Genomic DNA, 12,591 nt, shown 5'->3' with positions numbered 1-12,591 from the left:
CAAATATGTGCAAGGTATTAGCCTTTGACGGCCCCTACCATTACGCCTTTAGTAAAATATTTTTGAACAAATGGATAAATCATTAGAATCGGAACCGTCGCTACTACCGTTGCTGCCATTTTCACCGCTTTGTCTGGCGGTGTCCCTAAAATATCAAAGTCCATTCCATCAGCCTGTACGCCACCAGCTAGTAGCACTATGCGTCGAAGTACAATCTGCACCGTTTCTTTACTTGTATCTTTTAGATAAATCATTGGTCCAAAATAGTTGTTCCAATGCCCTACCGCGTAGAATAATGAAATAGATGCAATAACTGGCTTTGACAATGGAAGTACAATTTTCGAAAAAATCTGCAGGTCATTACATCCGTCAATTCGCGCCGCTTCTTCAAGTTCTGCCGGTAATTCTTGAAAAAAGTTTTTTACAATAATCATATTAAATGGGTTAATCGCCCCCAACAAAATTAATCCAGCAAAGCTATTATAAAGTCCTAGCTCCTTAACCCATAAAAAGGTTGGAATCATCCCTCCGCTAAAGAGCATCGTAATCACGACCATTTTTAGGAAAAAGTTTCTTCCTTTAAGATGGGTCTTTGCCAATGGATAAGCAAAAGTCGTGGTAAAGAACATATTGACGGTTGTTCCAACAACTGTAAGATAAATAGAGTTTTTCAAGCCATTAAATATCTCTCCCGTTTCAAAAATATACTTATATGCATTGGTTGATATCACTGTCGGAAAAATGAAAAAGGCTTTTTCCGTTAACTCTTTTTCTGTTGCAAAAGACCCGGCCAGTACATATAAAAAAGGAAGTAATGTTCCTATTCCTGCCAGTCCCACAAAGATGTAAATAATAATATTGGTTATACGGTCTGCTTTTGACCCTTTGATCTTATTTTTTTTCACTGTTTTTTTTGCCACAATATCGATCTCCTTTCTAGTAAATTCCCGACTCTCCGGCTTTTTTAGCTAATTTATTGGCACCAAGAACCATAATCATACCAACGATAGATTTGAACAAACCGGTTGCAGTACTGTAAGAATATTGTGCATTAATAATACCTTTGGTGTACACATACGTATCAAACACTTCTGCAACGGAACTATTTAGAGCATTTTTCATCAAAAAGATTTGCTCAAACCCAGTATTTAAGATGGATCCTACACGTAAAATCAGCATGATAATGATTGTCCCTCGAATAGCTGGAAGCGTTACATGCCACATCATCTTCCACCGTCCAGCACCATCGACTCGCGCCGCTTCATAGAGGCTAACGTCAACTCCCGCTAGTGCTGCCAAGAATATGATGGTTCCATATCCTGTCTCTTTCCAAATATTTTGTCCAACAATAAGCCCCCTAAAGTACTCCGGTTTACCCAAAAAGTTAATTTTTTCTCCAACAAACATCTCAATCACTTGATTTATAATCCCGTCATTAATATTAAGAAGTTGATAGGTTAAACTAGCCACAATAACCAACGAAATAAAATGGGGAATATAGATAAATGTCTGAACCGTTCGTTTATAGCGTTCATGTTTTATCTCATTTAATAGTAGTGCTAGTATAATCGGTGCCGGAAAAAAGAAGATAAGGCTCAGCAGGGAAATACTTAGCGTATTGACCAAAATCCTTGGAAAATCCGGACTGGTAAAAAGCATCTTAAAGTAATACAGTCCAACCCACTCGCTTCCGGATATGCCTGAATATGGATTATATTTTTGAAAGGCAATGATAATACCTCCCATTGGTATATAACGAAAAACAATTAAGTATACCAATCCCGGGATTAACATTAAATACAACCATTTATGTTGTTTTAAATATTTTATTGTCTCCTGATATTTTTCTTTTTTACTACGCTTTGGCAATACGTTTGCCTTGGTCACAGCCACGCCATTTTGATCCATGATATCCTCCTTTTATGTTCGTGTTTCATCTACATTAAGAGTATCATCCATCGCATGTTACATCTATACTCATTATGTTGACACTTGTTCAAAAATATGTCTTTTTTTAAGAAAACCTTCGTTTAGACCTGTTTTTTTGGGAGAATAATCAACATCCTGACAACAAAAATACACATAATCAATAAAATGATTATGTGTATTTTGGGGTTCATTATCTTTCTTTATTCTTTTTTCGGTATTTTCCAGGTGTGATTCCTTCCATTCGATTAAAAAAGCGTATAAAGTTTTGTGCATTGGTATAATTTAGTTCCTTGGCAATCACTGCAATGGTTTTTGATGTGGTAAGCAATAATTCTTTAGCCGCTTTCACTTTATATTGTGCTACATACTCAGTAAATGTCGTGTTCTTTTCAACTTTCATGACTTTCCAAATATAAGTGGTATGATAATTCAACTGCTCTGCACATTCACTTAAAGTTATATCGCCACCCGTTGCTTCAATCAAGGCAATTATTTCTTGAATAATCTCAGAGGATTTACTAGTCCGTAGCTGATTTAACTGTTCAATAATCGGAACAATCAAGCCATATTTATAAAAATTTCCCAGCCGTTCTATATCATAAATCTGATGGATACTTTGATAGACGCTCATACGTCCACCTATAAAAATATCATCCAGTGAAATACCGGCTTCGATAATAACCATAAGTATTTCATCCATAAAATGATGGATATAAAATTGTTGCTCCATCTTCGCCACTTGATGATTCAATAGATGTTGAATAAACTGATCAATAATCTCAAACGCCTTTTTTTCATCGCCACTGTCTACAGCTACACGAATTTCTCTTTCCATGAGACGATCATATACGCGTGTTTCATATTTTCGATCAATATCTGTGTAGAACATCACACCTTCAAAGTCCGCCGATGTGTTTTTCTCGTGGAGCACTTCATTATTTTTAAGTGCTTCAATCCCTTCGCTGTGTGCATTTCTAAATTGCTTCAAGTCAGAATATACCGAGCTCACCCCAACTTTAATAGCAAATTGATATTCCATTTGAACAAAAATATCAATGCCTTTATATACTTCAATGGCTTTTTTCTCCAAGTCTTTAATATCATTATCGGTAACGACTGCTGTTATCACCCGCGAGTTACTTGCCGGTGGCATGGCAAGACGCTTTCGAATTTCTTCGGGTATGGTTTCCATCACCTGAAGGCGAAGTGCATCTTGCTTCATCTCATCATAATCTTCATTCATTAGATTTTTTAAGCCTATGGTCATAACCAAATAATGCGCCTGCATTTGAATGCCTAATTGTTTAACATACATGTCAATTTGCTCCGAATACAGTGTCCCATTAATCAATCGGGTCACAAAAAACTCGCATAATTGTGATTTTTGGTTCTCAATCGTCTTTTCCAATGCTGTTGTATTGTCAACTAAGCGATCGATCTTCCCGGATATTCGACTAAAATCATCCCTATACTCTTCTACTGGCTCTTGATCAAGTACTTCTTGTTCAAGCATCTCCGTCGCTTCTGTTACATAATCACTTAAGTCATGCACCGGACGATAGATTGCTCGTGTAAATAAAAGTGCCAGAACAATCACCAATGCAAATCCCAATAAAACAATTCCTGTCATAAGAACGATGTTGGCCGCTCCAGCATCCGCCCTCTTTGTTCCCCAGGCTACATAATACGTCCAATCGATAACATCTGACTGTAGACTTCCAATCTGATATTTTTCCTTTCCATTGATCCTAATCTGTGTTTGATCTTTGCGTGTATCAGCGTTTGAAAGTAACGCATCAGAAATCTCAGAGTGGGTACTATACACGACTTTTCCTTGACCATCAATAATGATAATCTCAACATTAGCCTGTTCATCAAGAACAACAGAATTGATTCGATTCAAATCAACGTTAACCGTTAGAAGTGCATTTTTTTCATTTTGAGTCACCGGAAGATTCACATAAAACAAAACACCTTCCAAGTCAACTTCCTCGCGGCGCAGATGTTGATGCGTCACTAGGTCCATATTATTAATCCAACCTTGTCCGTTACCTTTTAACGCTTGGACTTGTTCTGGATTTAAACTTAATGAGAAAGGATAAAGTCCCCGATTACTAAGAACCCACCCTGTATCCCAGTTTATAAATGTATATCCGGTAATATAATCCGATAGATAGTATGTGCTTTTTAATTTATCTTGTGCCTTTATAAGCTTACTATAATCCGAATACCAAATATCTTCATTCATCAACCATTGAATTTCATCTGTCTGCACCGACTCAAGGTAATATTTTCGAATGCTATTCATCGTTGAATCCATACGGATTTTTAATTGTTTTGCTGAAGATTCTATGGTCAGATTGACTTCTTTATTAATCCCAATGCGATATGTATTGTATGAATAAATCCCTAGAATAAAAATGGGTATTACAGCACTAATCATTAAAAGCAAAAAAACTTTTGCACGATAACTTAGATGTTTTGTTCTTTCCATCACTAACTCCTAAAATAGTTTTGATATTACTATACTACTTAATGAAATAGTACCATGTTTTTCATTTTTTCACAACTCATTTGTATACGCCTCTTTATTTATCCTTTTTCAATTACTTTTTATTGTTTTTCGATAAATATATATTGATTAATGATATACTATGTGTTATTATACAAAAAAAGCAAGAGTATCGAATACAAAATTAAGGAGGTTCTTATGTTACGTCTTGTTGAAAAAATACCCATGACATTTGTCGCAAAGCTTACACACATTTTGATTCTATTATTAGAGTTTACCGCTTTAGTTACACTTGTTTTTCTCCCTCCCATTGTAAAAACGGTTCTACGTTATGAAATCGGTTCTGGATATGCAATGTTAGGTCCTGAGCATCCACTATATATGTATTTTTTAGTATTGCTTTATATTTCAGGAATTTTAGCCTTTTTGGTGCTGGATGAATTGCGCAAGATTTTTAAGAGCTGTATTTTAGAAGATGTATTCATTCACAAAAATGTTTCCAGACTTTTACGTCTTGCTATTTTAACTTTTGTGATTTCCCTTGTTTTTTTTAGCAAGGTTTTTGTCGTCAATTCAGTAATGACTGTTGTTATTGTATTTGTTTTTTTTATGGCTTCTGTCTTTTGTCTTGTACTTACACTATTATTCAATCAAGCCATTCAAATTAAAGAAGAAAATGATTTAACCATATAAAGGAGGCACACATGGGACGAATAGTCATTAATCTAGATGTTGTAATGGCACAGCGAAAAATCGCTCTCAAAGATCTTGCTGATGCTATCGGCATCACCAATGCCAATCTCTCTATCTTAAAAACAAATAAAGCAAAAGCTATTCGCTTTTCTACACTTGAAAAATTATGTGAAATCTTGGAATGTCAACCAGGAGATATTATCGCATATGAGGAGGATGAACAATGATATTATTATTTGCATTTATTGTTGGTGTCTTAACCAATCTTTTTATACTTTACTACGAACCAGGTCTTGGTTTTACCTTGGCTATCTTCATTAATTTAGGATTTGTCTTATACACCATGAAATTAGGAAAGCGTCAGTTTGATCGTTCAGCATTTATAAAATTAGCGATTATCGTATTATTATCGGGAATCTATATCGTGCGTAATTTTATGGTGTTTAAGGTGTTAACTATATTTTTATTCCCTTTTTTATTTGCAAGCTTATATGTACCTTTTAACATGACACAGCCTGTGCATATAGTGTCCCACTTATTTATTGTACTTTTTCGTCCATTTGGATATATTCACCACTTTGTACAAGATGCTATTAAAAAGATAACTAAGGGAAGAGAAGAAATCAAGTATATTGTCTATGGCGTTTTAATTGCCTTTCCTTTTTTATTAGTTGTTGTTCCTTTACTTATTTCATCGGATCTTATCGTTTTAGATATGTTTACTCGATTTGTGGAGGACATATCGATTTCCGGAGGTTTAATTTTCCGATATATTTTTGTTCTAGCGCTTTCAAGTTTTATCTATGGACATTTTGTTGCAGAGAAAATCAAAAATCACTTAAACACTCCTTTGGCTGACTCGACATCCATAGGAAAAGAGCCTTCACCTCCTACAAAATCCCACTTGGTTATTACTACGTTTCTGATAATCATTAATGGCGTTTATGCTTTCTATGTCTATATCCAACTGCGTTACCTTTTTATTCAAGCAGGCTCTCTACCTGAGGGTATCAGCTATGCTGAGTATGCACGTGAAGGTTTTTTTGAATTATTAACCGTTGCTATTCTTAACATTCTTGCCATTATTGGTTTAGAACTTTTAAACGCCGAAAAAAGAAAGCTACAGCGTGCACTAGAAGAAATCACGCTCATCTGCACATTTGTTATGAGTATCTCCGCGTTTTACCGCATGTCACTCTATGAAAATATATATGGCTTTACCGTACTGCGTTTACTGGTTTATATGTTTTTAATTTTTTTAATGGGATTTATTCTACTGGTGAGCATCTACCTGATTACATATAACCCTAAAGTCATGCTACTTATTATCGCTTATAGTATAGTATTTTATATTGGTTCAGCCTATTATAATGTTGAAGGACATATTGCAGAAAAAAATATTGAACGTGATGGAGAAAGTGATGACTTTGATTTTGATTATCTACTTAGCCTATCTCCAGACGCTTATCCTGTCATTGAAAAATACTTCGATGATCATCCTGAGAAAAAAGAACTTCCTTATTATGCATATTATTATGAGCGTTTTGAAGATAATGTCAAAGAAGCTAAAGAACGCCCTTGGCAAGAGTTTACTATATTGCCTTAAGCTTAGCTTAAAGAGCAGTGTTATACTTTTTCCATCGCAATCAAAATAGAAAAAGGCTTGAATGTGGGAAAGTCCCATACATTCAAGCCTCTTTTTTATGGTTTAGTTATGTCCATCATACCATTCCATAACATCTAATCGTGTAATTGCTCGTTCTAATGCAAGCTTTGCTTCTACATGGTCCTTATCTTGGGCCAATTTTTCTTCTGCACGTTTCTTTGCTTGCTTTGCACGTTCAATATCGATTTCATTGGGCCACTCTGCTGCATCTGGCAACAATGTCACCGCATTTTCTTTTATCTCAGTAAAGCCACCATGAACTAGACCTTTGATTTCTTGTTCATCGGTTAAAATGGTGCACGTTCCCGTTGAAAGTGCTACGGTCGTCGGCGCATGATCATCTAAGATTCCCATTTCGCCTTCTGTCGTTCGAATGACAACTCGCTTCACTTCACCATCATAGAATTCGCCATCTGGTGTAATGATTTTTAATTTGATCATTCCATTATCCATGTTATCACCTTCTAAACTCGTGCTAAGACGTCGCTGATGCTACCTGCCATAAGAAAAGCACTCTCTGGAATATCATCATGCTTTCCGTCAAGGATTTCTCTAAAGCCTTGAATAGTTTCACTTAATGATACATACTTTCCATCAAGTCCAGTAAACGTCTCTGCAACGAAGAATGGTTGTGACAAGAAACGTTCAATCTTTCTTGCACGTGCAACCGTAATTCGGTCTTCGTCCGAAAGCTCGTCCATACCTAAGATAGCAATGATATCTTGCAATTCTTTATATTTTTGCAATACCTGTTGAACGCCTCTGGCTACAGAATAATGTTCTTCTCCAACGATATGCGGATCTAGAATTCTAGATGAAGAATCTAATGGGTCTACCGCAGGATAAATCCCTTTTTCAACGATAGATCTTGAAAGAACCGTTGTAGCATCCAAATGGGCAAATGTTGTTGCCGGTGCCGGGTCTGTTAAGTCATCGGCCGGAACATATACCGCTTGAACCGAAGTAATGGATCCTTTTTTTGTTGATGTGATTCGCTCTTGCAATGCACCCATCTCTGTTGCTAAGGTTGGTTGATAACCTACGGCACTTGGGATACGTCCAAGAAGCGCTGATACCTCAGAACCTGCTTGGGTAAAACGGAAAATATTATCAATGAAAAGAAGAACGTCTTTTCCACTTTCATCTCTAAAGTATTCTGCCATTGTAAGTCCAGTAAGTCCTACACGCATTCTTGCACCTGGTGGCTCATTCATCTGTCCAAATACCATCGTTGTCTTATCAATAACGCCGGATTCACGCATCTCATGGTATAAGTCATTACCTTCACGTGTACGTTCTCCAACGCCTGTAAATACTGAGAAACCACCATGTTCTGTTGCAATGTTACGAATTAACTCTTGAATTAATACCGTCTTACCAACACCAGCTCCACCGAACAATCCGATTTTTCCACCTTTTTGGTAAGGACATAATAAATCAACAACCTTTATTCCTGTTTCAAGGATCTCTGTCTCTGTTGACTGTTCCTCAAATTTTGGCGCTTGGCGATGAATTGACCATAACGGCGCACCTTCTGGAGCCTCTTTTTCATCGATGGGATCACCAGACACATTAAACATACGTCCAAGCGTCTTTTCTCCAACCGGTACGGATATTGGATTTCCTGTATCAACTGCTTCCATTCCACGGACTAAACCTTCTGTCGCACCCATGGAGATACAACGTACAACGTCATCTCCTAAGTGCTGTGCAACTTCAACAATTAATTCTTCTCCATTTTGACGTTGAATCTTAATGGCATTGTACAAATTCGGCATTGATTCAGCGTCAAACTTAATATCTAAAACGGCACCAATAATTTGAGTGATTTTACCTATGTTTTTCTTTTCCATTTTAATCTCACTCCTTAATTATCTTGTTCAAAATTTGTGCACTCCCTATTGAAGTGCTTCGGCTCCACCAACAATCTCTGTAATTTCTTGAGTAATAGATGCTTGTCGAGCTCGATTGTATTGTAATGCTAATTTATCAATCATTTCATTCGCGTTATTCGTTGCAGAATCCATGGCAGTCATACGCGCACCATGTTCACTTGCTACTGATTCTTTTAAAGCACCATAAATAACACTACTCAAATACTTAGGCATAATCTGCTTTAACACCTCTTCTGGTGAAGGTTCAAAATTCATCACAGATGTCGTCTTTTCTTCTTGATCATTAAACTCTTCCGGTTGAACCGGTATGACTTTCATCAGCTTTGGTTCTTGAGTTAATGTTGACTGGAAATGTGTATAAGCAATATAGACTTGGTCTATTTCCTTATTCATATAAAGTTCCAAAATCATTTTACTCAATTCCATCGCTTTATCATATGTTGGCTCTTCAAGAACATCATGAAAAGTTTCTGTAATGTTTGCTCCACGCTTTCGAAGGTATTCTGCTCCACGCTTACCTATCGCATAAATTTTTTCTTCATCGACCTGAATATCATTTTCTTCGCGATGATTCATCACAATTTTTCCAATATTACTGTTATATCCTCCTGCTAGACCTCGATTCGATGTCATTACAAGATATAAGGTTTTTTTCCCATCTCGGCCTTCAAGTATCGAATGCGTAAGCCCTTCACTTTGTGCCAAAATGGAGGAAATCGTTTGATGAATTGTCTGAAAATATGGGCGTGTCGACTCTGCTGCCGCCTTTGCTTTTTGCAGCTTTGCGGTCGCAACAAGTTTCATAGCCTTTGTAATCTGCTGAGTACTTGTAATACTGACTTTACGGCGCTTGATTTCTCTTATTGAAGCCATATCATCATTCCTATTCTAGTGATTTTTTGAACTCCTCTTGAAATTCATCACAAATTGACGTTAATTTTTTATCCAATTCATCTGTTAATCCGTCTTTTCCAAGAACATCCTTCTTAACTTCAGGATAGTGACTATCCACATACTCAAGAAATTGTTGTTCATATGCTTTGATTTGACTAACATCAAATTCCATCAGATATTTACGAGTAACCGCATATAAGATTAACACTTGTTCCGAAACAGACATAGGCGCATATTGTGTTTGCTTAAGCACTTCCATAATACGTTCCCCTTGTACTAATCGGTCACGTGTGTCTTTATCTAAGTCAGATCCAAATTGAGCAAATGCTGCCAATTCACGATATTGCGCAAGCTCAACACGAATTGGTCCTGCGATTTTTTTCATGGCTTTAATTTGTGCTGCACCACCTACACGGGATACAGACAACCCTGCATTAATCGCAGGTCTAAATCCAGCATTAAATAATTCAGTCTCTAAGAAAATCTGTCCATCAGTAATTGAGATAACATTGGTTGGAACATATGCTGAGATATCTCCGGCTTGTGTTTCAACAATCGGAAGTGCTGTTAGAGAACCTCCGCCCAGACTTTCGTTAAGACGCGCTGCACGTTCTAACAAACGTGAATGTAAGTAGAATACGTCTCCAGGGTATGCTTCACGTCCTGGTGGTCTACGAAGAAGTAGTGACATCGCACGATAAGCGACAGCATGTTTTGATAAATCGTCATAGATGATTAAGACGTCTTTTCCTTCTTCCATCCATTCTTCACCAATCGCACATCCTGAATAAGGTGCAAGATATTGAAGTGGTGCGAGTTCTGCTGCTGTTGCAGCTACTATTGTAGTGTAATCCATAGCGCCGTTGGCTTCAAGGGTTTTAACAATCCCTGCTACTGTGGAAGCCTTTTGTCCTATAGCTACATATATACAAAGAACATTTTCTTTCTTTTGGTTGATAATCGTATCGATGGCAATCGCTGTTTTTCCTGTTTGCTTATCTCCGATAATCAACTCACGTTGTCCACGACCAATTGGAATCATCGAGTCGATTGACTTAATTCCTGTCTGCAATGGTGTTGTTACTGATTTTCTAGAAATAACTCCATGTGCAACTTTTTCTGTAGGACGAAACTTGTTCGATTTAATTGGACCTTTTCCATCAATCGGTTGTCCAAGTGCATTAACAACTCGACCTTTTAGTCCGTCACCAACGGGTACTTCAACTACTCTACCTGTTGCTTTTACTATATCGCCTTCGCTGATATTTTTGTCATCACCCATAAGTACGGCACCCACATTATCTTCTTCAAGGTTAAGTACCATACCAAATACGTCTCCTGGAAATTCGAGCAACTCACCTGCCATTGCTTTTTCTAATCCATGGATACGGGCGATTCCATCGGCTACTTGAATTACAGTACCTACATCGGCTACTTCAAGCTCAGTTTTATATCGTTTAATCTGTTCTTTAATAACAGAACTGATCTCTTCTGGTTTTAAATTCATACCGAGAATCTACCGCCTTTCTTAAATATATTTGTTCCTTTATGCTTCATACACGGTTTGGGACATACGATGCAGTGATGTCTTAATGCTGTTGTCCACAATTCGATCCTTGATACGAATCTGTATTCCACCGATAATTGTATGATCTAACTGTGTTATCAAATTGATTTTCTTTTGTGTCTGCGCTTCGAGTTTTTTCGTGATGTCAAGTTTATTTTGTTCTGTCAACTCAATTGCACTCGTCACATATGCCTTCACATATCCATTATATTCATCGATTTTATCGATGGTATAATGTAAAATATCAAGAATATTTTTTTGTCTTGATTTATTAATGGTTAAAATTAAAAATCCGACAAATTCTTGATGCACTTTTCCACCAAAGGTGGTCTCAATAATATGCATCTTTTCTTCACTTGATATCTTTGGATGACACAATACATCAATGAACTCTGAATCCTCTTGGAAAATCATATGCATTTGTCGAATTTCTTCTTCATATGCTTCAAAATCTGTTGATTCCTTGACAATTTCAAATAGGGCTTGTCCATAGCGTTTTACAACTAGTTCTTCCATGTATCATCACCCATTTCACTTAATGCTTCATTGATTAACACACGCTGTTGCTCTTCATCCAATGTTGCCTCGATAAATTTACTTGCCATAAGCGTTGCTACTTCAATGATTTCTTTTCGAATATCATCTTTCATTTGCTCATGCTCTCGCTCAATCTCTACATGCGCCCTTTGCATAATACGACCGGCTTCTTCATGTGCTTCTTTGACAATTTCATCCTCGCGTGCAATTGCTTTTGTATGTGCATGAGATAAAATTTTATCTGCTTCAGCTTTTATATTTTTAATTCGATTTTCATAGTCTTCTTTTAACGCATTGACTTCTTTGGTTTCTCGTTCAATTTTATCAAACGATGCTTCAATGTCTTCCTGACGTTTTTGTAAAATCTCACGAACCGGATTAAAGACGAGTCTTCCAAGAAAATAAAACAATAGTAAAATTGCAATGGCTTGGAAACCTATTTGCATAATAGTCTGTAGGTCAAATCCCAACACTCTCGTTTTATCACTTAAATCCGTCGTTGCTTCCATTAAAAAAGTCAAGTCACCTAGTGACGTCAGCGACTGAAGTATATTGTTCAAACTGTTTGCCTCCTTTCACTTTAAGATGTCAAAGTGCCGACAACTTATAATTTTTCGTATGTACTAATAAGTGGATTGGCAAACAATAAAATAATCGCAATAATCAAACCATAGATACCTGTTGTCTCTGCGACTGCTGCTCCAAGTAACATTGTTCTTACAACGTCTGCTTGTGCGCCCGGTTGTCTACCTACTGCTTCTGCACCTTTTCCAGCTGCAAAACCCTGTCCAATACCTGGTCCGATACCTGCGATCATTGCTAAACCTGCTCCTATTGCCGAACATGCTAAAATTAACGCTCTTCCATCAATCATTGTATTTCCTCCTTAAAATTCTAA

At 36.9% G+C, this 12,591-nt stretch carries 13 protein-coding genes; 3 read left to right on the top strand and 10 right to left on the bottom strand.

The window, feature by feature from the left end; translation table 11 throughout:
* Window positions 1–17: 17 nt before the first annotated feature.
* The 3 genes from QBE53_00975 to QBE53_00965 form a co-directional block, all read right to left on the bottom strand.
* The gene (locus QBE53_00975; protein WZL81705.1) at window positions 18–920 is read right to left on the bottom strand and encodes a carbohydrate ABC transporter permease; all 903 of its coding nucleotides are present in this window, start codon (window positions 918–920) and stop codon (window positions 18–20) included.
* Between the two features lie 16 nt (window positions 921–936).
* Entirely contained in the window at window positions 937–1,908 is a 972-nt protein-coding gene (locus tag QBE53_00970; GenBank protein ID WZL81704.1) for a sugar ABC transporter permease, read from the bottom strand.
* Between the two features lie 211 nt (window positions 1,909–2,119).
* Complete coding sequence (locus QBE53_00965) at window positions 2,120–4,423, bottom strand: helix-turn-helix domain-containing protein (protein WZL81703.1); 2,304 nt, start codon at window positions 4,421–4,423, stop codon at window positions 2,120–2,122.
* 216 nt (window positions 4,424–4,639) lie between these two features.
* On the opposite strand from QBE53_00965, the gene QBE53_00960 reads away from it, so the two are divergent.
* Genes QBE53_00960 through QBE53_00950 form a run of 3 tightly spaced genes read left to right on the top strand, consistent with a single transcriptional unit; the run spans window position 4,640 to window position 6,740 of the window.
* Complete coding sequence (locus QBE53_00960) at window positions 4,640–5,134, top strand: DUF2975 domain-containing protein (protein WZL81702.1); 495 nt, start codon at window positions 4,640–4,642, stop codon at window positions 5,132–5,134.
* 11 nt (window positions 5,135–5,145) lie between these two features.
* Window positions 5,146–5,361 carry a helix-turn-helix transcriptional regulator gene (locus QBE53_00955; GenBank protein ID WZL81701.1) on the top strand — a complete coding sequence of 72 codons (216 nt, stop codon included), beginning with the start codon at window positions 5,146–5,148 and terminating at the stop codon, window positions 5,359–5,361.
* Entirely contained in the window at window positions 5,358–6,740 is a 1,383-nt protein-coding gene (locus QBE53_00950) for a DUF4173 domain-containing protein (GenBank protein ID WZL81700.1), read from the top strand. Before QBE53_00955 ends, QBE53_00950 begins: the two co-directional genes overlap by 4 nt.
* A gap of 102 nt (window positions 6,741–6,842) precedes the next feature.
* Here QBE53_00950 and atpC read toward each other — a convergent pair whose 3' ends face one another.
* The 7 genes from atpC to atpE are packed head-to-tail and all read right to left on the bottom strand — an operon-like array spanning window position 6,843 to window position 12,567.
* Entirely contained in the window at window positions 6,843–7,253 is a 411-nt protein-coding gene (gene atpC / locus QBE53_00945) for an ATP synthase F1 subunit epsilon (GenBank protein WZL81699.1), read from the bottom strand.
* 11 nt (window positions 7,254–7,264) lie between these two features.
* The gene (atpD, locus tag QBE53_00940) at window positions 7,265–8,653 is read right to left on the bottom strand and encodes a F0F1 ATP synthase subunit beta (GenBank protein WZL81698.1); all 1,389 of its coding nucleotides are present in this window, start codon (window positions 8,651–8,653) and stop codon (window positions 7,265–7,267) included.
* A 45-nt stretch (window positions 8,654–8,698) separates the two neighbouring features.
* On the bottom strand, window positions 8,699–9,568 hold the full coding sequence (gene atpG, locus QBE53_00935; protein ID WZL81697.1) for an ATP synthase F1 subunit gamma: 870 nt from the start codon (window positions 9,566–9,568) through the stop codon (window positions 8,699–8,701).
* 10 nt (window positions 9,569–9,578) lie between these two features.
* Window positions 9,579–11,096, bottom strand: a complete 1,518-nt coding sequence (gene atpA, locus QBE53_00930; GenBank protein WZL81696.1) for a F0F1 ATP synthase subunit alpha — start codon at window positions 11,094–11,096, stop codon at window positions 9,579–9,581.
* A 39-nt stretch (window positions 11,097–11,135) separates the two neighbouring features.
* On the bottom strand, window positions 11,136–11,672 hold the full coding sequence (gene atpH, locus QBE53_00925) for an ATP synthase F1 subunit delta (protein ID WZL81695.1): 537 nt from the start codon (window positions 11,670–11,672) through the stop codon (window positions 11,136–11,138).
* A complete protein-coding gene (atpF, locus tag QBE53_00920; GenBank protein ID WZL81694.1) occupies window positions 11,660–12,253 on the bottom strand; it encodes a F0F1 ATP synthase subunit B in 594 nt (197 codons plus the stop codon). The genes atpH and atpF overlap by 13 nt, the downstream gene beginning before the upstream one ends.
* Window positions 12,254–12,297: 44 nt before the next feature.
* Window positions 12,298–12,567 (bottom strand): ATP synthase F0 subunit C, encoded by a 270-nt coding sequence (gene atpE / locus QBE53_00915; protein ID WZL81693.1) that lies wholly within the window; start codon window positions 12,565–12,567, stop codon window positions 12,298–12,300.
* Between the last annotated feature and the right edge of the window lie 24 nt (window positions 12,568–12,591).

It is taken from the genome of Vallitaleaceae bacterium 9-2, from assembly GCA_038396585.1.
Lineage (GTDB): Bacteria > Bacillota > Clostridia > Lachnospirales > Vallitaleaceae > UBA1351.
The sequence above is the reverse complement of the archived record's forward strand: the minus strand, read 5'-3'. Positions and strand labels throughout refer to the sequence as shown.

Bases quoted from the DNA above. Each gene is read 5' to 3' on its own strand.
- QBE53_00970 (WZL81704.1), bottom strand. From the start codon at position 1,908: ATGGATCAAAATGGCGTGGCTGTGACCAAGGCAAACGTATTGCCAAAG.
- QBE53_00965 (WZL81703.1), bottom strand. From the start codon at position 4,423: ATGGAAAGAACAAAACATCTAAGTTATCGTGCAAAAGTTTTTTTGCTT.
- QBE53_00960 (WZL81702.1), top strand. From the start codon at position 4,640: ATGTTACGTCTTGTTGAAAAAATACCCATGACATTTGTCGCAAAGCTT.
- QBE53_00955 (WZL81701.1), top strand. From the start codon at position 5,146: ATGGGACGAATAGTCATTAATCTAGATGTTGTAATGGCACAGCGAAAA.
- QBE53_00950 (WZL81700.1), top strand. From the start codon at position 5,358: ATGATATTATTATTTGCATTTATTGTTGGTGTCTTAACCAATCTTTTT.
- atpC (WZL81699.1), bottom strand. From the start codon at position 7,253: ATGGATAATGGAATGATCAAATTAAAAATCATTACACCAGATGGCGAA.
- atpD (WZL81698.1), bottom strand. From the start codon at position 8,653: ATGGAAAAGAAAAACATAGGTAAAATCACTCAAATTATTGGTGCCGTT.
- atpG (WZL81697.1), bottom strand. From the start codon at position 9,568: ATGGCTTCAATAAGAGAAATCAAGCGCCGTAAAGTCAGTATTACAAGT.
- atpA (WZL81696.1), bottom strand. From the start codon at position 11,096: ATGAATTTAAAACCAGAAGAGATCAGTTCTGTTATTAAAGAACAGATT.
- atpH (WZL81695.1), bottom strand. From the start codon at position 11,672: ATGGAAGAACTAGTTGTAAAACGCTATGGACAAGCCCTATTTGAAATT.
- atpE (WZL81693.1), bottom strand. From the start codon at position 12,567: ATGATTGATGGAAGAGCGTTAATTTTAGCATGTTCGGCAATAGGAGCA.